Source organism: Agrobacterium sp. GD03872 (assembly GCF_029840625.1).
In the GTDB taxonomy this organism is placed as follows: Bacteria; Pseudomonadota; Alphaproteobacteria; order Rhizobiales; family Rhizobiaceae; genus Agrobacterium; species Agrobacterium fabrum_A.
Genome location: NZ_JAOCCY010000007.1, coordinates 132,513 through 151,980 on the forward strand (window position 1 = coordinate 132,513; position 19,468 = coordinate 151,980).

The window sequence follows — 19,468 nt, forward strand, 5'->3', positions numbered from 1 at the left end:
CTGATGGCCAATCAGGCATCGAGGCCCGCGGAAACCGCAACGGAAAGCGATCGCATCGGTTTCTTCGGCAAGGTCCCCAGCCATGGCGACTTCATCTCCGACGGGCTTGAACGGGAGCTGATCGGGACCTTTGACGACTGGCTGCGATCCGGCCTACACGCCTGCGCGGACCTGTTTTCAGGCCGATGGCCCGCAATATTTACGTCATCGCCGCCCATACGCTTTATCATCGAAAGCGGCATATGGGGCAACAGCGCCTATGCCGGCGTGCTGGTGCCCAGTGCAGACCGGGTGGGACGCAAATATCCGCTTGCCATCATTGCCCAGCTCAATAGCTTCCGGAAACATCCGAGAACGCTCTATCTCGACGACACCTGGTTCATGGCCGCCGAGGCGCTGGCCGAGACATCCATGACGGGCGATTTCGACATGTCCCGGTTTAACACCGCCGTCAAAAAACTGCGCCTGCCGAAACCGCGGGAAGAGGATGACGCGCCGGAAATGGTGCGCAGCCGCGTGCCGACCAGCCTCTGGTGGCGCATCGATCCTGTCAGCCGCCGCGCCCGCGGCCTCAAATTCGACGGCAAACCGAAAGCTTCCGATTTCCTGCGCCTCTTCAGCGACATGGCAGGCAAGGGCGATGAGGACGGCTCGATACCCGTACAGGCGCAGGAAAGTGCAAAACACAAAACTCCGCCCGTGATGACGCCCGCGCCCGCGCCGGCAACCGAACAGCCGTCATCGGTCGTCTACAGCTATGCCACGCACCCCGGAACACGGCTTTCCCTGAACGCGGATTCGCTTTTCGTTTCCCAGACCCCTGCCCTCTTCGCCATAGCAGATGGACAGGGCGACACGCACAGCGCCGTGGAAGCCGCACGTCTGGCCACAAATATTCTTGCCGAGACGCCCGATGCCGAAAACCCCGAGGTGATGGCGCAGCAGATCAGGGGAAAACTCGGCACCGTCAACAGCCTGCTTCTTTCCCGGCAAACCATGGGCGCCGACGGCAGGCCGATGGCAAGCGTCATCATTGCCTCCATTATCGGTCGCAGGTTGAGCGTCCTGTGGTCCGGCGACGCGCGCGCCTATCTCCTGAAAAACGGAACCATGCATCAGCTTTCGCGCGATCACGTCGTTGTCGGCATGAAAAGGCAGCTCTCGCAATGTGTCGGCCTTTCCCAGCAGTTCCGGCCGGATATCGTCGGGGAAGACTGGGGGTCGCAGGACAGGCTGCTCCTGTGCAGCTATCCGCTGGTGCAAATCCTGAAGGAACGGGCCATTGCCGAGATCGTCGGCAACACCCCGATCAAGGATTGCGCCAGCGCCCTGATCCAGGAAGCGCTGATCGAGGACGCACGCGAGAATGTCAGCGCCATCGTGATTGGAAACCGGCTTGAGCAAGGGTAAACAACCGGGCGATGGGCCTGCCTACCCGCAGGTCGCCGAGCGCTTTTACGATCTGTGGCAAAGCATTCGCCATGACGGCACGCGGGAAAGGCCTGCCAAAGAACAGAAAGACCTGATCGATCAGGTCCGAAATGCGCTGGACCGGAAAATCTCGCATTTTTCCGATGCGAAACCCGGCTGGATCGCTGACAGTTTTGCCCTTGAACGGATTGCCTACGAAAGCGAAAACACGCTGCTGCTGCAGGTGCGGCACCGCGATCTTGGCTCCCTTCACGCCCTGAAAACCACGCCGCCGGCGTTGAGAAACGACGCGGCGCTGCTGCAAAGATTACGCGAGGAGGCGCAGCTCGGCCTGACATTGCGCCATCCTTGCCTGGTGGAAACATCGGCGCTGCTGAGACTGGCCGATGGCCGACCGGGACTGTTACAGCCGTGGTTCCAGCAATCATTGGCATCGCTTGCATCGCAGCCGCCGGTTAGCGCGCCGCAGGCGATCACAATCCTTCGCCGCCTGCTGGAAGGGCTGAGCGCCATGCATGCACGGGGGTATGTCCACTGTGATGTCACGCCAGCCAATATTCTGCTGGAGGATGGCGATTTCGAAACGGGCAGGCTTGGCGATTTCGGCATTGCGCTGGAGATCGGCCGAAAACACGCGGACCGGGGCATGAGCTTTGCCGCCTCGCGCGAATTTGCAGCACCGGAACGGATGCGGGACGCAACCGCAAAGCCGGATCAGGATATATTCTCCGTGGGGCGGCTTGCCCGGCGGCTTATCGCTACGGATGAGATGCGAACAACGCAAAGGCTGGCGGATTTTGCGGACGCCTGTTCCCACGACGAACCCGCGTCGCGGCCGCAATCGGCAATGGAAGCGCTACAGCTTCTGTAGCGCCTCATGGGTCAGTTGCCGCTGCCGGGAAGCGGTGCTGCCGCCGTCGGCACGCTCTTCTGGAACACGGTCAGGAGCTTGGCCGAATCCACCAGCGGCGCGTTGCTGGCATAAAGCACATCGCCCTTCTGCATCTGGAAGAGCTGCATGAGGGCAATGCTGGAAGCATCGCGCATATTGACGTGATAAATCACCGGCCGCATGGTCGTGGCGGTCGCAGCCGGGCCTTTCGCGCCCGATACGGTTGCGGCGGGAACCTGAACGATCTCGTTGCGGAAGACATAGACATTGCGCGCGTCCGCACGGTCATCCAGCAATCCGCCGGCGCGGCCGACAGCCTGCGCCAGGGTGAGTTTTCCGGCTTCGAACTGGAATTCGCCGGCGCTCTTGAAGGCGCCGAGCGCGGTGTAGCTCGCCGCATCGCCATCGATCATGATCTGATCATCAGGCGACAGGCGGATATTCTGGCGGTCTTCCCGCATGACGCGGTCAAGCGGCGCGCTTGCCCTTTGCGAGCCGCGAACGACGGTAACCGTGGCGGCGCCCGCAGCGACGGTCGGGCCGCCGGCCTGATTGAGCGCATCGAGCACCCGCTCCTGACGGGCAGTGAGCGTTATTTTTCCGGGATTTTTCACCGCACCGCTCAGCATGACGGCGCTCGTCGGCTTGTCGACGACGGTGACGACCGCCTGCGGGTTCACGGCCGATCCCTTCAGCCCGGCAACGACCTGCGATTGCAGCCCCTCGGGCGTCGAATCCACCACCCGCTGCTTGCCGACGAAGGGGATATTCACCGAGCCGCTCTGATCAACGGTGAAGCGCCCGAGATTAAGCGTCTTGCTTTGCGTCGGGGAGAAAAGCCCGTCTTCGCCGGTATCGAGCACGGTGATGTCGATCACGTCGCCGCGCCGCAATCTCTGGGCGTTGTAGCCGGTGTTGCGAAGCGCGGTAAGGCCGGGGCCCGAGGCGCTTTGCGGGCTGCCGGCGGACACCGTGGAAGCCGGCGCATTCGCCAGCTCGATAACTGGGATTTTTTCGTTGGTTCGAGGGAAGGTCGCAGATCGGATATTGCCTGCGGTCGGTCCGTCAGATGGCTTTGCACATGCACTCAGGAGAGCCACCAGCAAAACCGCCCCCAACTTCTTCATCCCTCATCCCCTCGATGATTCAACCTGACGCAGAGATAACATCCCGACACGTCATCGCAACAACTTTAGCGGTTGCAATTTAGCGAAAACTTGTCTTCCAGAGAAAAGGTGTGACCATTCCGCAACCTTTTCCGAAGTGTTTCACCGGGAACCCCAACAATGTACCGATGAGAAATCAGCAGCCCGCGCCGGCCGATGACGACGACATTGGATGGAACGGTTTTGCGACGGGGGAGTTTGTTTTTTGCAAACCAAGACAGGAGCAAGAACAATGGATCACACCAATCACGTACGCCTGGTTGAAACGGAACTGACGCCGTCCGTTCTTGAAGGCGCCACCGTTTATGGTGCAGACGATCACAAGGTCGGCAAGGTCGACCATGTCCACGGCGTCGGGGCCGGCAGCACCGCCATCATCGATGTCGGCGGCTTTCTTGGTATCGGCGCAAAGCCGGTCGCAGTACCGCTCAGCGATCTTGATTTCATGCGGGATGAGGACGGCGATGTCCACGCGGTCACGTCATGGACCAAGGACCAGCTGAAGGACATGCCCAAGCATCGTCATTAACAGCATTGTCATTCATCAAGAGGAGCGCCCGGCTCTTTGCCGGGCGTTCTTTATTTTCGGGCAGACGTTTGCGCGTCAGACTTTCCCTACGCACATCAAACGGCGAGGAAACCGCCATCGACCGGCAATACGGCTCCGGAAATCATGCGGCTGTCATCCGACAGGAGCAGCGCGATGCTCTCAGCCACCTCTTCCGCTTCGGCGAACCGGTTGAGCGGATGGCGAACCATCATCGGCTGGCTTTTCGCCGGGTCGTTCCATGCTTCCGCAGCCAGTTCGGTAAGGGTGATGGTCGGCGCAACCGCGTTGACGCGAATGCCGTGCGGGCCAAGCTCCTTGGCAAGAACGCGGGTCGCCCCTTCAAGCCCGGCCTTGGACGCCGCGTAGCAGAGATGATCCTGAAAACCGCGGTGACCGGCGATGGAGGTGATGTTGACGATGGCGCCGCCGCCGCCCTTCGCAACGCGGGCACGGGCAAATTCCTGACATGTGACCAAAGCCGCGCGCAGGTTGACGCCGAGAACGGCTTCATAACCCGCATCGCTCATATCCAGCACACTTTCGAGCACGTTGATACCGGCGCTGTTGATCAGGAAATCGCAGGGGCCTGCTTCGGCCATGGCGGCGCGGGTGGCGGCGACATCGGCAAGATCGACGCGGATCGAACGGCCGCCGATCTCGCCTTTCAGGCTGTCGAGATCGGACTGGGTGCGGCTGATTGCCACCACTTCCGCACCGCGCGCGGCCATCAGGCGAGCGCAGGCGCGGCCGATGCCTTTGCCTGCGCCGGTGATGATGACGGATTTTCCGGAAAACTGCATGGAAACCTCGTTAATTGCGGCCAGTATGGCCGGACGGTCTAAGTGTCTGGTTCAGGAATGGCTGGCGGATCGAATGGCGCGCGCCGCATTCTGCAGCGCCAGAAACGCATCGTAACGCGACTGGTGAACCGTCTGAAAAGCGGGATCGGGCGTAGCACAGCTGGCGATCCGCGACATGGCGGGCATTGCCGCCATGAGATCCGGATAGATTCCGGCGGCAACCGCGCCGAGCATCGCAGACCCGAGAAGCACCGGCTCTTCGCACGCGGTCAATTCGACGGGAAGACCGGTCGCATCCGCCAGCAATTGCCGGGCGAGCGGATGAGCGCCCGCCCCGCCGCTGACGCTGATGGTTTCCACCGGCGCGCCATTGCGGGCCTGCGTCTCGATGATCTGGCGAAGCCCGTAACCGAGGCCAAGAAGCCCCGCCACATAAAGCGCGACGAGAGAATCCACGCCCGTCTCCATGCCGTAACCGGCAATGACCGCGCGGGCATGGGGATCGGCGAAGGGGGCACGGTTACCGAGAAACTCCGGCACCACATGAAAATCCTCGGCGATCTCCGCCGCAGCGGAAGCGGATCCGGCAAGGCCGAGCGCCCGGTCAGCGAGCCATACCGGCAAGGCTTTGCCTTCCTTGCCGGCAAGCGACTTCGCGTCCGCATATGCCGGGTGCAGCTGCACTAGGTAATCGATGGCAGCGCCGGCGGCGGACTGGCCGCCTTCATTGAGCCAGGCGCCGGGAACCATGGCGGAGTAATAGGGACCCCAGACACCGGGCACGAAGGCGGGTTCGGCGGTGGTCGTCATGGTGCAGGATGAGGTGCCGAAAACATAACCGAGGCATCGCGACGCATCGCCGCCCGCAGCCACGGTACCGACGCCGCCGGCATGGGCGTCGATCAGACCTGCCGCAACCGCGGTGCCCGCAACCAGACCCATGGCTTTTGCGGCGTCTTCCGTCAAACCGTTACCCAGCGCCGTGCCGGGATGGACGACGCTTTCACCGATGCGGCGAAAACCCTGTTCGGCGAGATCGCCAAGCCCGATGCGGGTGAAATATTCCGCATCCCAACGGTTTTCATGGGCCAGATAGGTCCATTTGCAGGTCACCGTGCAGGCGGAGCGATCAAGCGCGCCCGAAGCCTTCCATGTCAGAAAGTCCGTGAGGTCGAAGAAGTGCTCGGCCCGGGCATAGATCTCCGGCCTGTTTTCGCTGAGCCACAGCAGTTTCGGCGTCTGCATTTCCGGGGAAATACGGCCGCCGACATATTTCAGCACGGCGTGTTCGCCGGCATTTATGCGTTCCGCCTGTTCGACGGCGCGGTGATCCATCCAGACGATGATGTCGCGCTCGGGATGATCGGGTGCGCCCACCGGCAGGGTCTCATCTTCCGGTCCACGCACCACCAGCGAGCAGGTGGCATCGAAACCGATGCCGGCGACCTCGGCGGGATCGATGCCGGCGCGGGAAACGCTTTCCCGGACGCTATCGCAAACCGCCTGCCATACTTCGCCGCTCGATTGTTCGGCAATGCCGCCATCCTCGCGATGCATGCCGATCGGGCGTTTGGCGGTGGCGAGAAGCTTTCCCGCGACATCGAAGACACCGGCGCGCGCCGAGCCGGTCCCGACATCGACGCCAACAAGATAGGAAGCCATTTGCGATACTCCTCGGAGCGGATCATCCGGTGCTTGAACAGATTTTAAGCGGCGGGACCGTTTCCGGTCTTTCCGCCGCTCCAGAGATTTTTAAACGCGGTCGAAGTTGGTCGGCAAGACCAGCATGTCACGGATGGTGACCGTGCGCTTGCGCGTCAGCATGTAGATGACGGCATCGGCCACTTCGCTCGCATCGATGAGGCTGCCGGATTCCTTGGCCTTGCGGAGATTTTCCTCCGGCCAATCGGCGAGAAGCGCTGAGACGACCGGGCCGGGAGACACCTGCGCGACACGCACGCCGTGCGGGATCATCTGGCGGCGCATGCCCTGTACGAAGCTGGTGATCGCCCATTTCGAACCCGAATAGACCGGCTCCCAATAGGTCGGGAAATGACCGGCGATCGAGCAGGTGACGACGATATCGCCGGTCTTGCGCTCCGACATATGCGGCACGACGGCATGAACGTTCTTCATAACGGCGTTGACGTTGAGGTTCAGCATCTTGTCGATGGCTTCCGGCGTCGTTTCGGTGAGATCGCCGCCGATATAGGTGCCGGCATTGCAATAGAGAATGTCGATATGATCGACCTTCCCGAGGATTTCGGGGATCATCGCATTGCAGCTGTCGGCATCCAGAAGGTTCGTCACCTGCGGAATGGCGCGCTCGCCGAGCTTGGCAGCGAGTTCATTCAAGGCTTTCTCGTTCCAGTCGACCATGACCACGGTAGCGCCCTGTTCCAACAGCGCTTCCGTTGTGGCAAGCCCGATGCCGGATGCGGCGCCGGTGATGACCGCGATCTTGCCTTGCAGCGATTCAGACATTTAATTCTCCTGCGTTTATGAAGATGTTTCCGGGCCGGCTCAGCGCCATTCGCGCCCGATATAGATGGCCAACAGAATGATGCCGCCCTTGATGACATCCTGCAGATAGGGGTTGATGCCCATCAGGTTGAGGCCGTTATTGAGGATGCCGAGCAGCACAGCACCAATCAGCGTGCCGAGGATGAGACCCCTGCCGCCGGCAATCGCCGTGCCGCCGAGAACGACCGCCGCAATAGCGTCCAGCTCGAAACCGACGCCGGCATTCGGCTGACCGCTCATCAGGCGACCGGTAAGGATGAGGGCGGCAAGTGCTGCGGTGACACCCGAGATACCATAGACGGCAAGCTTGACACGCTGCGTCTTCACCCCCGAAAGGCGGGCCGCCAGTTCGTTTCCACCGAGCGCATAGACATGGCGACCGAAAGCCGTGCGCTGCAACAGCACCCAGGCTACCGCATAGATCACCACCATGATGACGACCGGCACCGGAACGACGCCGATACGGCCGACGCCGAACCAGGAAATCCAGCTCGGAATGCCGCTGACCGGATAACCGCCGGAATAGATGAGGCCAAGACCACGCGCCATGCCCATGGTGGCGAGCGTGACGATGATGGCGGGCATCTTGCCCCAGGCGACCAGCGCCCCGTTGAAGATGCCGATGCCGAGACCGATGAAGAGGCCGGCCGGCAGGGCGACCGCGGGCGACAGGCCGGTATTCACCATAAGCCCGGCCGACAGCGTGCCGACAAGCGCCATGACCGCACCGACCGACAGGTCGATGCCGCCGGTAAGGATGACGAAGGTCATGCCGACGGCGAGGATGCCGACGACGGAAACCTGCCGCAGCACGTTCATGATATTGTTGAGGTTGAAGAAATTGTCGCTCGCAAGCCCCATCAGGATCGATACGACGATGAGACCCGCCAGCGGCAGGGCGAGCGGCGAACGCAGCATGGCACTGAAGCTGAAACCGCCCATTTTCGCGGCAGTGCCGGTGTTTGCATCAAGCGACATGTTCAACCCTCCCGGTGGTGGCGTTTGTCATTATTGTTTCTGAATTGATGTCTTCGCCCTCGACCGTGGCGACGATGCCGCCGGAACGGAAGACGCAGACCCTGTCGGACATGCCGATCACTTCCGGCAGCTCCGAGGAGATCATGATGATCGAATGGCCTTTGGCGGCGAATTCGCGCATCAGCGAATAGATTTCCGCCTTTGCGCCGACATCGATGCCGCGTGTCGGCTCGTCGAAGATCAGCACGCGCATGTCATGGTTCAGCCAGCGGGCGATGACGATCTTCTGCTGGTTGCCGCCCGATAGCGTGTCGACGCGGGCAAAGGGACCCTGCGCCTTCACCTGCACCTGCGCCATGGCCTTCGTCGTGTGTTCCAGTTCCTTTTTGAGATCGAGGAACCAGTGGGCCTTGCGGTATTTGCGATAATTGTTCAGCGAAATATTCTGCAGGATGGAGAAGCTGGTAATCAGCCCCTCTTCCTTGCGGCTTTCAGGCAGCAGGCCGATGCCGCGCATCAGCGCCTCATCCGGGCCGGAAAACCGCGTACCCACGCCATCGACCTTGATCTTGCGGCGCGAGGCGGAATGCGCGCCCAGCATGGCGAGAACCGTTTCCGTGCGGCCCGAGCCGACAAGCCCGGCAAAGCCGAGGATTTCGCCCTTTCGCAGCGCAAAGCGCGAGACGGGACCGCCCTTCTTCAATTGCAGCTCTTCGACTTCGATCACCTTTGCGGCGGAAGGATCGAGCGGCGGCTTGGGCGGGAAGCTCGCTTCGATGCGCCGGCCGACCATCATCTCGACCAGACGGTCGTTGTCGACCTCCGACGTCAGGCAGGAGCCGATCAGTTCACCATCGCGCAGAACGGTGATGCGGTCGCAGATCTCGAATATTTCCTCGAGGTGATGCGAAATGAAGATGATCGCCACGCCCTGACGCCGCAGCTCGCGCATGACCTTGAAGAGATGCTCGGTCTCGGAGGGCGTGAGCGTTGCCGTCGGCTCGTCGAGCACGAGGATACGGGCATCCAGCGACAGCGCCTTGGCGATTTCGACGAATTGCTGCTGGGCAACGGAGAGGCGGTGCACCGGCACGTCGAGCGGTACATCCACCGCCAGACGGCTCATGATTTCAGCCGCACGCTTGCGCATCGCGCCCTTGTTCAAAAGGCGGAGCGGCCCGCGAATCTCGCGGGCAAGAAACATGTTTTCAACAGCATTGAGATAGGGGATCAGGCTGAACTCCTGAAACACGATGCCGACGCCGGCGGCAATCGCCTCATCATAATTGGCGAAGCGGCGATCCGTGCCATCGATGCGGATGGTTCCCTCCGAGGGCTGCAGAATGCCGCAAAGGATCTTCATCAAGGTCGACTTGCCCGCGCCGTTCTCGCCCAGAAGCGCATGCACCTCACCGGCGCGCGCCTCAAGGTCGACGCCGCGCAGGACTTCGATCTTGCCAAAGCTTTTTCTTATTCCATTCAGTTCCAGCATTTCACCCTCCTCGATGGTCGGGATTTAACCCCGCCCCCGTACAAGACGGGGACGGGGCCTGGGAGGAGTTCTTACCAGCTGAACTCGCCGGCGTTCTTGCTGTCAACGACCATGACGTCGATCGGGACTTCCTTCGGCACGACGCGTGCGCCCCACTTCTGGGCAAGCGCCATGGCAAGGCCGACACGCACCTGGTCACGCGGGAACTGCGCGGTGGTTTCGATGAAAGGGCCACCGTCGGCAATCGCCTTTACCGCTTCCGGAGCGCCGTCCACCGAGGTCAGTTTGATGTCCTTGCCGGAACCCTGGATCGCCGCGAGTGCGCCCATCGCACCGCCATCGTTGACCGAGAAAATACCGGCTAGGTTCGGGCGCGACTGGATCATGTTTTCAACGACGCCGAGAGCAACGGAGCGGTCCTGACGGCCGTTCTGCGTATCAACCAGCTTGATCTCGGGGAACTCGGCAAGCGCCGCCTTGCAGCCTTCAACGCGCTGCAGGATCGGCACGACCGGGATGCCGTCGAGGATCGCGACCTCACCCTTGCCGCCAAGGGCTTCGCCGAGATATTTGCACGACTGGTAACCCGCGTCGCGGTTCTTCGAACCGACGAAGGTGTCGACCGGGCCGTTGGCGTTGGCGTCAACGGCAACGACGGTCACGCCCGCAGCCTTGGCGGCATGCACGGCGGCTTCGATGCCGGCGCTGTCCGTCGGGTTCAGAAGCAGGATGTCGATCTTCTGCTGAAGCATGTCTTCAACGTCAGAAATCTGCTTTGCCACATCGTGGCCGGCATCGGTGACGATGACGTCGGCGCCGATGCTTGCGGCGGCTTCCTTCAGGGCTTCCTGCATCGATACGAAATAGGGGTTGTTCAGCTCCTGAAAGGTCATGCCGATCTTCAGCTTTTCCTGCGCCAGCGCCGGAGCGGCCATCATTGCAATTGCGGCTGTCGCCATCAGAAACTTGGATTTCATTTTCATCTCACTCTTCCTCCCGGTTGGAAAATTGGGGCAACAAGACCCCGTTTCCGGACAGCCCTCTGCCCGAATTCTTGGAAATCGGCGATGTGTCGCTGGTTTACTCCGCCATGACCGCTGCCTTCTGGGCTGCGAATATGGTGCGGAACCTCGACGGCGACATTCCCTTCAACTTCAGGAAATGCCGGTTGAAATTCGAAAGGTTGGAGAAGCCCACATCATAGCAGACCTCCGCCACCTTCACGTCCTGATCCGCCAGCAGCATCTGGCAGGCGAGATCGATGCGTAACTGATTGCGATAGCGCACCAGCGTCGTTCCCGTATGGCGTTTGAAGGCGCGGGAAAAGGCGCTCGGGCTCTGGCCCACCATGTCGGCCAGATCGATTTCCTCGACCTGTTCGGTCAGATGCTGGCGCAGATGCGACAGGGCGCGGTTGATGCCGCTGTCACCGATGCCGGTCAGATCAAGTTCGTAGCTCAGGCTCGCCAGCACTTCGGAAGACGGCGCGTTGACGAGGAGATCGAGAATTTCCCAGAAAAGCGCCAGACGCGTCAGCCCCTGCGCCTCGATCAGCCGAAGGATCAGCGGGCGAACGCGGTCGCTGGTCTCATCGTCGAACAGAATGCCACGGCGGCTGCGATCCAGCAGCGCACGCACCACATCCATCTCCGACATGGAAGCGCAGGCGTCCTCGATAAAGCTCTCCGGAAACTGGATCACGAGAGAGCGTGTCGGCACGATTTCGTCCGGCTCGATCTCGCTGATCCAGTTCTGGGGGAGATTGGGGCCGGTCATGATGAGCTGACCGGGGCCGAAGCGACCGACGAAATCACCAATATAGAAAGTGCCTGATGTCGCCACGACCAGATGGATTTCGTATTCGGGATGATAATGCCAGCGCACGGTACGGAACGGATAGCCATGCCGCCAGGCGGCGAAGGATTCGCCCTTGCGGATGTGCACCAGTTCCAGATCGGGCTGCATCATAATTCCTCCCATCGACACGTCCGCCGTATTTGCGGACAAGAGCCATTTCCTCTTTATGGCTCGTCCCAGGCGTTGATGAGGAGCATATGGCGGGCGGCGGCAGTACATCCACATCACGCCGAAGAAATTACCGATACTTTTTTGACTGTTTTTTGTCGAGAATTGAATAGTCGCCGGATGGGACTGCCGACAAACTCGGCGGTTGTGCCGATTTTTCCGCTCAATTTGGTGTGATGCGCCCAAACAATGCTCAGGGAGAGGCGAAGTCTGGTGATTTTTTGATGTGCGGCCTGCCTGATGCCGGCAGGCCGCACTCATACTTTTCCGCAATGTCTCTGCTGCTCAATCATCAGCGGCAGCCATCAGTGGCAAACATTCGATCCTATTTATTGCGGCATCACGATCTGCAGTTTCACATCCGTTTCCCGCGCCTCCACCGCACGGTCGAAGCCGGCGATGCTGTCTTCGAAGGGAATGGCTGCGGAAATCAGCCGCTTCAGATCAACCTTGCCGGAGGCGATCAGCGCAACTGCCCGGTCGTAAACATTAGCGTAGCGGAAAACCGTCTCCACCCGCAGTTCCTTCGCCTGCAGGCCGACGATGTCGACCGGAACCGGATCGACCGGCATGCCGACGAGCACGATGGCGCCGCCTGGCCGCGCCAGCTTCGCCATGCCAAGCACGGCGGGTGCTGCGCCCGAGCATTCGAAAACGATATCGCAGCCCCAGCCGTCCGTGGCCTCGGCAACCGCTTCGGCAAGGTTGCGTTCGCGGATATTGACGGTCTCGATACCATCATAGGACGCGATGATATCGAGCTTGGGCTGGGCCAGATCGGCAACGATGACCTTCGCGCAACCGCCGGCGAGCGCTGCCAGCGCCACCATCATGCCGATCGGGCCGGCGCCCGTGACCACAGCGATATCGCCCGGCTGGATACGCGCCCGGAGCGCCGCCTGCATGCCGATGGCGAAGGGTTCGACCATGGCGCCTTCGGCAAAGGACACGTTGTCGGGCAGCTTGTAAGTAAAGGCGGCGGGATGAATGACCTCAGGCGTCAGGCAGCCATGGATCGGCGGCGTCGCCCAGAAGCGGACAGCCGGATCGACATTGTAGATGCCGAGTTTCGATGCGCGCGATGTCGGATCGGGAATACCCGGCTCCATGCAGACGCGGTCACCCGCCTTGAGATGGGTTACCTCGGAACCGGTTTCGATCACCGTTCCGGAAGCTTCATGACCGAGCACCATGGGTGCGTTGACGATGAAATGACCGATCTTGCCATGGGTGTAATAATGGACGTCCGAGCCGCAGATGCCGACCGTATGGGTGCGGATGCGCACGTCCTTCGGTCCGAGTTCACCCGGAATGTCGAACTCCCTGAGCGAGAGCTTGCCTTTTTCTTCCAGCACCAGTGCCTTCATCTCATCCTCCATGTGGTTTGCGATACGCCCGGCAGCGAATTCAGTGAGCGTGAGATGGCGTGCAACTCCGGCAAAAGTAAACAGAAATCGGTCGGATCGGCCGGTTTTTCTTCGCGCCGGAAAAACTGTATCGGGCAGCCCGCGATTTCTCATCACCGGCGGCATGACGCGACCTTGGAGACGGGAGAAGGCGGCATGATTCGCCCGCCCATGCGGCGATCATCGCCCGGTTAGGGGCTACGGAACCAGCAAAGCACTCACATTTTTTCACCGGGCAATATGCTTGCCTGTCTCACCCAGTCCGCAAATTGTGTTTCGTCAAATGGCCCCTCATGGATATCGAGGTATCGGACGCTCGGATGTTTGGAGACGCCGGGCGGTAAAGGCGTCAAGGATGCCCCGTTCAGGAATGTCACCTTGATATATTTCGTAAAGCAGTGAAGGCTGAGAAACCACACGTCGTCTTCCATGCCATAGAAGGGGGAGTTCCACTTCACGGCCTTGCGCACGCCGGGCACGACCTCCGCGATCAAGCCATCGATACGGCCCCCGACCGCGCTTTTCCAGCCGGGCATGGCGGCAATATAGGCCTGCACCGGCGCATCGCCATATGCCTTTGCAATCTGGGGATTGCCGCCCGAAAGAAGTTTCGGTGCGGCAGCGGATGCCCCGGTCTGCTGGGATGCGGCAGTTTTATCCGGTTTCTTTTCGGCCATCTCAGTTTCCTCCCGCCATCATGCGGCTTGCCCTCTCCCCGAGCCAGGGCGTCAGCCTGCCACGAAAAGCGACGCAGTAAAAACCATATTTATGTGCGCCTTTCCTGCCCACCCGAAGCGTATGTCCGAGGCTAGGCTCTGCGGCGCACCCCGATGGTTTGGCTCTAAAAAACGGGCAGCAGCGTGCCGGGACCCGGTTGACCATCATTCGAGACATCGTAAGAGCATGAACTGCGGTTGCCTGAACTCAGGCCCGGAGGGCGGCGGCCGGAGACTGGCGATAGGCAAGCAGCGCCGGTATCGCCGCAAGAATGGCAGCAAAACCCAGCAGCAGGAATGCAAGGCGCAGATCCTCGCGGGTGAAGCCAACCGGCAGGATCACACCGCTTTTTGCGGTGAAGAGCTGCGCGCCGATATGGGCGGCGCCCAACCCCACCAGAAAACCGATGCCGACACCAAGCGCCACCAGAAAGAAAAGCTCCAGCCAGACAATGGCGAAAACCGAGCCGCGGGGCGCACCGAATGCCCGCAATGCGCCGATCTGCCGGCGCCGTTGCCCGACATGGATCACCGTCACCAGCACCAGCGCCGCCGCCACCAGCCCCTGCGAACCGGCGGCAACCGCGCTCAGCACCATCTTGGCGTCGCCGAGCGTGGCATAAAGGCCGGTCAATACCTCTCCCGGGAAAACACCCAATGTATTGCCGCTACGATATTCCTGTCGCAGGCGATAGGCATCGGCAATCGTCTTCGGCTTGACGAGAATGGCCGGCAGGCCGGGCAGGCCTTCGCCGAATGTCTCAACGATCGGCGCATCGGGATCGATATTGCCGTGATGCTCCGATTCCGCATGCGCCGCGGTAGCCGGGCCGAGGGCAAGAGCGTGCTCTTGCTCCGATGAGGCCGCGAGCTGAACGGCAGCTTCGGCACGGCCGGCCTCGCCTTCGGCATCCATTCCGCCATCCTCATGGCGCTCCGCGCCCTCATGGGCGTGATCGTGGCGGGCTTCCGGTTGCAGCGCATCGGCAAAGCCCTCATCGTGCCCTTCTTCATGATCATGACTGTCATCCTGGCCGAGGCCATGGACGTGCCAGATGGCCTGGATCGGCACGAGAATGGCGCGATCCCAGGGTGTGCCGGTCGGCTGCAGCTTTCCGACGACATTATAGGCGATTTCGGTATGGGTGCGGCCGCCGGTCTCGGCGGTGCCATGCATCGGCTTGATTTCAGCACCGACGGACAGGTTGACGGCGGCGCCGAGGACGGCTTCGCCTTCGAGCGCGAACATCCTGCCTTCGGCAAAGCCGGGCGTCGTGTTCCTGACAAGGTTCGTCGTTGTGCCGACGATGGGGTAGCCGGCGAAGGAATCGCCAAAGCCGACCGGCGCCGCCCAGGCGACGCGCGGATCGGCGGCAAGCCTGCTCAGGACCGCGCCATCCACCAGCGGCAGGGGCGCCGCCTGCAGAAAGATGGACGAGAGGATCAATTGTGTTTCGCTGCCGGCTGCGCCGATGACGAGGTCGAATTTATCGGCGGCGCGGGCGCTGCCGAGACGCAGCGACCGTTCCTGCAGCGTCACCGCAACGCCGAGCGCAGTGGCCAGCGCCACCAGCAGAACCACAACGATGCCACCGAGCCACAGGCGACGCAGGTCGGCAAGGATGAAGCCGATCATGCCGCTATCTCCTTCCGCTCGGTATCGGCGACGATACGGCCGCCGCTGAGGGTCAGACGCCGGTCGAGGCGACCGACGAGATGCTGGTCGTGGCTGGCGACAATCAGCGTGCTGCCGGTGCTGGCCGCAACGGAAAGCAACAGATCGCCGACCGCCTCGCCGCTTTCGAGATCGAGGCTTGCGGTCGGTTCATCGGCAATGATGACGCCGGGATTGCGCAGCAGCGCCCGGGCGATGGCGACACGCTGCATTTCACCCCGCGACATGGTCTCGACATGTTGGCCGGCGCGTTTGAGGCCGACGGTTGCAAACAGGGATTCCGCCCGTCTTATGAGGTCTGCATTGGCCACGCGCGACAGGCGCGCGGGCAGCAGGATATTGTCCAGCGCGGACAATCCGGGGAAAAGATGAAATTCCTGCATGACGAGGCCAATATTGGCCGCCCGCCAGCGGTCGCGACGGCCTTCGGGCAAATCCGCCATGTTCTGCTCGCCCCAGACAACCCGGCCGGCCTGCACACGCTCAAGGCCGGCGATGATGTTGATGAGGGTGCTCTTGCCCGAGCCGGAACCGCCCGTGAGCGCGACACGGCTGCCGGCGGCGATTTCCAGATGATCGACAACGAGAACCGGTGCCGAAAGACCGGGAAAGGATACGGCAAGATGATCTATCGTCAGGGGCAGCATGGTCTCAAACCGTCGCGTATTCAGCCCGGCGAATGCGCAGCAGGCTGACGAAGCCGGTATCCGGATCCGTCCAGGAGCCCGTTTCCAGCGTGCCGCGCACTTCGATCGTCTGGCTCGGCTGAGTAAAGGTCTGCTTCTCGCCGAGATAGACAACGACGATATTGTCCGGCCAGTCGGCATCGGTGGAGCAGAACGGGCAGATCGACATGGGGATCTCGGTCAGCACGAAAAACTGCGCTTCGGCCTTCAGCGGTGGCGCCATGAAACCGCGCATGGCGACTTCCCTGCCGTTCAGCTGTTTGACCTTGTCGGAAAACTCCAGCCCGAGGACGCTGACCTTGCCATAAAGTTCGTCAAAGGTGAGGTCGCTCTTCGCCTGCGCGCGCGTGCCGGCGGCCAGCAGCGGCAGACCGGCAATGAGGCCCAGGGCCTGGCGGCGGTTGAACCGCACCTGATCAGGCTTGCCCATGACCATTCTCCTTCTTGAAAGGCCTCTCATCATCACCAGCCATGGCCTGTGATGTGAGACGGGAATGCTGGTAAGGGCACGCCACGGCGCGCCCTTACCCCGTTCAGAGATTAATTGGTCTGCTTGACGCCGAGTGCGAGCGCTTCGGCAAGACCCTTGTAAACATCGCTCTGCTCCATATAGCCACGGAAGCCTTCGGCGCCGGGACCTTCAGCCTGCAGAACGACATCATCGACCGCATGCACACCGCTATCCGAGCTCTTCGGAATGATGCCAGGCACGAAGACGGCGCCGGGAACATCCTTGTACTGTTCGTTGGCGACGTATTCCTTCTTTTCGTTCTGAACCGCCGGCACGAAGGGGCCGTCGAGCTTCGGACGGAAGGTTTCGTAGTGGTCCGGGCCGTTATTGGCGTTCAGAAACAGGCGGCGCGAGACGTCGACCTTATCAGGATAACCGTCGCCGTCCTTGTCCTCGTAGTTCGGGAAACCGGCTTCGGCATAGGTACCGACCTTTTCACGCATTTCCGTGCCGGGCTTGTCGTCATCAACGGTGCCGATGATGGAAACGCCATGGGTATGGTCGCCGGTAACGATGATCAGCGTATCGGGGTTCTTCGCCGCGAATTCGCGGGCGACGCCGATGGTCTTGTCGAATTCGATCGTGTCGATGATGGCGCGATCCCAGTCGAGCGGATGGGACATCTTGTCGACATTGGCGGCTTCAACCATCAGGAAGAAGCCGTCCGGGTTCTTCGACAGCTCGTCGATAGCGACCTTGGTCATTTCAACGAGACCCGGCTGGTCCGGAAACTTGCCCGTGGTGCCCTTCTTGAGGAACTGGCGGTCAAGCGCGGTATCCATGTTGCCGGTGTGGAACAGGCCGAGAATCTTGCCGGTATTGGTGCCGGCAGCCGTGGCCAGTTCCGCCTTGCTGGTCGCCAGCGTGTAGCCAGCTTCCTTGAACAGGGCGATATAGTCCTTGTCGTCCTTGCGCTTGGAGCCGGCCGTGGCCTGCGGCAGGAAGTAGGCGGAGCCGCCGCCGAGAAGCACATCCGGCTTCACGTCGAGCAGCATGCCGTTGATCTCGGCCTTGTCGCCACGCTTGCGGGTGTGGGCAACGACGGCAGCCGGCGTCGCATCCTGCAGTTCAGCGGTGGAGATGATGCCGATCGACTTCTTGGTCTGGCGGCGCAGGGCTTCCGCCAGCGTTTCCACCTTCGGATCGTCCAGCGAAGCCGGCGTACGGTCGGCGTAGACGCCGATGGCGTTCACGGCGGTCTTGTGACCGGTCATGTAGGCCGACATGGTGTTGGCGCTGTCGGTGGCGACGGCATCGGTGGCGGAGGTGCCGATGAAGGCGACCGGCGGCACGTCATCCATGTTGAGGCGGCCATTGGCCTTGCCCTCGGTCATGCCCTTGGACATGATGCGGGCGGCAGTGCGGTGGGCGACCGACAGACCGTCGGCGATCAGGAAGATGACGTTCTTGGCCTTCGCCTGGTCAGGCGTGCCATAGGCGGTCCAGGTGACGCTCTTGGTTTCGGAGCCGGCCGAAACTTCAACCTTGTAGTCACCGGCATCGGCGAGCGAAATGCCACGCAGGATGACGGCCGAACCAAGGACCTTGTCCTTGTTCTTTTCTTCGGCGACGAATTCCACGTCCTTGCCGAGAACAGCCTTGTAGTCCTGGCCATTGACGGTGATCTTGACGTCTTCCGGCTTGACGACGGAATTGAATTCCGCTTTGAAATCGAACGGCGAACCGGTCAGGATCGTAGCACGATCAAGCGGATAGACCTCGGCAGCCTGAGCGGCGCCGGCAAGAATGGTCGTGGCGACCAAAGCAGCAACAATTTTGCGCATATTCCCCTCGCGAGACATGTGAAAACCACAATCTCTCCTAGACCCGCCACATGACAGTTGCATGACTTGCAGACGACCATGTCCCGAAAGCCGCTTTGAAGGGAAATCCGTCAGGACGCATCGAAGACGCCATCCTACGCCGGCCGAACGACGCCGGCATGAGCAAGCCCCGGATCATCCCTTCCGGATGCGCAGCCCCTCCAGAAAGGTCCGGAAACTTTCGACGGCCCGTTTCGAGGTCGTCTCGGGGTCGTCGGAATTCGCGATCCACTGAGCGGCGCTGCTGCTGGCGGCGTTGATGAAACGGGCGCCGGCCTGCGGATCGATATCGGCGATCGTTCCCTCTTCCTTGAGCGCCTCGAGGCTTCGTGCCACGGCGGAGATGCAGCCGTTGGCGTTCGGCCAGCGCGAGGGGTCGCCGAGCACCGCCGGTCCGTCGCGGAACATGATCCGCTGGATTTCCGGCTCGAGGGCCATACGGACATAACCGACATTTTCATCGACGAAGCCGTCCCACCGGGTCGCGGCTCGCGACGAAATCTCGCAAAGCCTTGTCGTCATCTCCGCGTCGATCTCGGCCACAACGGCCAGAAGCAGGCCCTTTTTATCGCCAAAATGGTGATAGAGCGCGCCACGGGTGAGGCCGGCCTCGGCGGTGAAGTCATCCATCGACGCTTCCGCATAACCGATGCTGCCAAAAGCCCTGCGGCCGGCAGTGAGCAGCTTCGCCCGCGTCTCGGCAATCATTTCGCTGCGAGGTTTGCGCATTTTTTCTCCACTTTCCACATACGACGCGTATATTAGTTGACATACGCGCCGTATGCAATTATCTC

Annotated in this window: 18 protein-coding genes; 3 read left to right on the forward strand and 15 right to left on the reverse strand. The window is 61.4% G+C overall.

The genetic code is table 11. The features are described from left to right. Positions 1-3: 3 nt before the first annotated feature. A complete protein-coding gene (gene tagF, locus N5D22_RS17315) occupies positions 4-1,410 on the forward strand; it encodes a type VI secretion system-associated protein TagF (protein ID WP_279657094.1) in 1,407 nt (468 codons plus the stop codon). Then, the gene (locus tag N5D22_RS17320) at positions 1,397-2,302 is read left to right on the forward strand and encodes a protein kinase (RefSeq protein WP_279657095.1); all 906 of its coding nucleotides are present in this window, start codon (positions 1,397-1,399) and stop codon (positions 2,300-2,302) included. The genes tagF and N5D22_RS17320 overlap by 14 nt, the downstream gene beginning before the upstream one ends. 11 nt (positions 2,303-2,313) lie before the next feature. On the opposite strand, the gene N5D22_RS17325 is transcribed toward N5D22_RS17320, so the two are convergent. Then, entirely contained in the window at positions 2,314-3,450 is a 1,137-nt protein-coding gene (locus N5D22_RS17325) for a polysaccharide biosynthesis/export family protein (protein WP_347881152.1), read from the reverse strand. 271 nt (positions 3,451-3,721) lie between these two features. Between N5D22_RS17325 and N5D22_RS17330 the strand changes: the two genes are divergently transcribed. After that, entirely contained in the window at positions 3,722-4,018 is a 297-nt protein-coding gene (locus N5D22_RS17330; protein ID WP_279657097.1) for a PRC-barrel domain-containing protein, read from the forward strand. Positions 4,019-4,113: 95 nt separating this feature from the next. Here the strand turns inward: N5D22_RS17330 and N5D22_RS17335 are convergent, their stop codons facing one another. The 14 genes from N5D22_RS17335 to N5D22_RS17400 form a co-directional block, all read right to left on the reverse strand. Next, the gene (locus N5D22_RS17335; protein WP_279657098.1) at positions 4,114-4,839 is read right to left on the reverse strand and encodes an SDR family oxidoreductase; all 726 of its coding nucleotides are present in this window, start codon (positions 4,837-4,839) and stop codon (positions 4,114-4,116) included. Between the two features lie 51 nt (positions 4,840-4,890). Beyond that, complete coding sequence (locus N5D22_RS17340; RefSeq protein ID WP_279657099.1) at positions 4,891-6,501, reverse strand: FGGY-family carbohydrate kinase; 1,611 nt, start codon at positions 6,499-6,501, stop codon at positions 4,891-4,893. 90 nt (positions 6,502-6,591) lie between these two features. Continuing rightward, positions 6,592-7,323: an SDR family oxidoreductase gene (locus N5D22_RS17345; RefSeq protein WP_279657100.1), complete on the reverse strand. Its 732-nt coding sequence runs from the start codon at positions 7,321-7,323 to the stop codon at positions 6,592-6,594. A 39-nt stretch (positions 7,324-7,362) separates the two neighbouring features. Beyond that, complete coding sequence (locus tag N5D22_RS17350) at positions 7,363-8,340, reverse strand: ribose ABC transporter permease (RefSeq protein WP_279657101.1); 978 nt, start codon at positions 8,338-8,340, stop codon at positions 7,363-7,365. Further along, entirely contained in the window at positions 8,330-9,832 is a 1,503-nt protein-coding gene (locus N5D22_RS17355; protein WP_279657102.1) for a sugar ABC transporter ATP-binding protein, read from the reverse strand. Before N5D22_RS17355 ends, N5D22_RS17350 begins: the two co-directional genes overlap by 11 nt. Before the next feature lie 71 nt (positions 9,833-9,903). Continuing rightward, a complete protein-coding gene (locus N5D22_RS17360) occupies positions 9,904-10,815 on the reverse strand; it encodes an ABC transporter substrate-binding protein (RefSeq protein ID WP_279657103.1) in 912 nt (303 codons plus the stop codon). Between the two features lie 97 nt (positions 10,816-10,912). Further along, on the reverse strand, positions 10,913-11,797 hold the full coding sequence (locus N5D22_RS17365; RefSeq protein WP_279657140.1) for a helix-turn-helix domain-containing protein: 885 nt from the start codon (positions 11,795-11,797) through the stop codon (positions 10,913-10,915). 389 nt (positions 11,798-12,186) lie between these two features. Then, positions 12,187-13,224: an NAD(P)-dependent alcohol dehydrogenase gene (locus N5D22_RS17370; protein ID WP_279657104.1), complete on the reverse strand. Its 1,038-nt coding sequence runs from the start codon at positions 13,222-13,224 to the stop codon at positions 12,187-12,189. Between the two features lie 257 nt (positions 13,225-13,481). Then, positions 13,482-13,940 (reverse strand): DUF1801 domain-containing protein, encoded by a 459-nt coding sequence (locus N5D22_RS17375; protein WP_279657105.1) that lies wholly within the window; start codon positions 13,938-13,940, stop codon positions 13,482-13,484. 247 nt (positions 13,941-14,187) lie between these two features. Beyond that, on the reverse strand, positions 14,188-15,615 hold the full coding sequence (locus N5D22_RS17380) for an ABC transporter permease (RefSeq protein ID WP_279657106.1): 1,428 nt from the start codon (positions 15,613-15,615) through the stop codon (positions 14,188-14,190). Further along, positions 15,612-16,301 (reverse strand): ATP-binding cassette domain-containing protein, encoded by a 690-nt coding sequence (locus tag N5D22_RS17385; protein WP_279657107.1) that lies wholly within the window; start codon positions 16,299-16,301, stop codon positions 15,612-15,614. Before N5D22_RS17385 ends, N5D22_RS17380 begins: the two co-directional genes overlap by 4 nt. A 4-nt stretch (positions 16,302-16,305) precedes the next feature. Next, on the reverse strand, positions 16,306-16,770 hold the full coding sequence (locus tag N5D22_RS17390; RefSeq protein WP_279657108.1) for a hypothetical protein: 465 nt from the start codon (positions 16,768-16,770) through the stop codon (positions 16,306-16,308). Between the two features lie 110 nt (positions 16,771-16,880). Further along, on the reverse strand, positions 16,881-18,635 hold the full coding sequence (locus N5D22_RS17395) for an alkaline phosphatase (RefSeq protein WP_279657109.1): 1,755 nt from the start codon (positions 18,633-18,635) through the stop codon (positions 16,881-16,883). Positions 18,636-18,809: 174 nt separating this feature from the next. Continuing rightward, complete coding sequence (locus N5D22_RS17400; protein ID WP_279657110.1) at positions 18,810-19,403, reverse strand: TetR/AcrR family transcriptional regulator; 594 nt, start codon at positions 19,401-19,403, stop codon at positions 18,810-18,812. Between the last annotated feature and the right edge of the window lie 65 nt (positions 19,404-19,468).

Excerpts from the sequence above, each read along its gene's own strand:
- tagF (WP_279657094.1), top strand. The coding sequence starts at position 4 with ATGGCCAATCAGGCATCGAGGCCCGCGGAAACCGCAACGGAAAGCGAT.
- N5D22_RS17325 (WP_347881152.1), bottom strand. The coding sequence starts at position 3,450 with ATGAAGAAGTTGGGGGCGGTTTTGCTGGTGGCTCTCCTGAGTGCATGT.
- N5D22_RS17330 (WP_279657097.1), top strand. The coding sequence starts at position 3,722 with ATGGATCACACCAATCACGTACGCCTGGTTGAAACGGAACTGACGCCG.
- N5D22_RS17335 (WP_279657098.1), bottom strand. The coding sequence starts at position 4,839 with ATGCAGTTTTCCGGAAAATCCGTCATCATCACCGGCGCAGGCAAAGGC.
- N5D22_RS17340 (WP_279657099.1), bottom strand. The coding sequence starts at position 6,501 with ATGGCTTCCTATCTTGTTGGCGTCGATGTCGGGACCGGCTCGGCGCGC.
- N5D22_RS17345 (WP_279657100.1), bottom strand. The coding sequence starts at position 7,323 with ATGTCTGAATCGCTGCAAGGCAAGATCGCGGTCATCACCGGCGCCGCA.
- N5D22_RS17350 (WP_279657101.1), bottom strand. The coding sequence starts at position 8,340 with ATGTCGCTTGATGCAAACACCGGCACTGCCGCGAAAATGGGCGGTTTC.
- N5D22_RS17355 (WP_279657102.1), bottom strand. The coding sequence starts at position 9,832 with ATGCTGGAACTGAATGGAATAAGAAAAAGCTTTGGCAAGATCGAAGTC.
- N5D22_RS17360 (WP_279657103.1), bottom strand. The coding sequence starts at position 10,815 with ATGAAAATGAAATCCAAGTTTCTGATGGCGACAGCCGCAATTGCAATG.
- N5D22_RS17365 (WP_279657140.1), bottom strand. The coding sequence starts at position 11,797 with ATGCAGCCCGATCTGGAACTGGTGCACATCCGCAAGGGCGAATCCTTC.
- N5D22_RS17370 (WP_279657104.1), bottom strand. The coding sequence starts at position 13,224 with ATGAAGGCACTGGTGCTGGAAGAAAAAGGCAAGCTCTCGCTCAGGGAG.
- N5D22_RS17375 (WP_279657105.1), bottom strand. The coding sequence starts at position 13,940 with ATGGCCGAAAAGAAACCGGATAAAACTGCCGCATCCCAGCAGACCGGG.
- N5D22_RS17380 (WP_279657106.1), bottom strand. The coding sequence starts at position 15,615 with ATGATCGGCTTCATCCTTGCCGACCTGCGTCGCCTGTGGCTCGGTGGC.
- N5D22_RS17385 (WP_279657107.1), bottom strand. The coding sequence starts at position 16,301 with ATGCTGCCCCTGACGATAGATCATCTTGCCGTATCCTTTCCCGGTCTT.
- N5D22_RS17390 (WP_279657108.1), bottom strand. The coding sequence starts at position 16,770 with ATGGGCAAGCCTGATCAGGTGCGGTTCAACCGCCGCCAGGCCCTGGGC.
- N5D22_RS17395 (WP_279657109.1), bottom strand. The coding sequence starts at position 18,635 with ATGCGCAAAATTGTTGCTGCTTTGGTCGCCACGACCATTCTTGCCGGC.
- N5D22_RS17400 (WP_279657110.1), bottom strand. The coding sequence starts at position 19,403 with ATGCGCAAACCTCGCAGCGAAATGATTGCCGAGACGCGGGCGAAGCTG.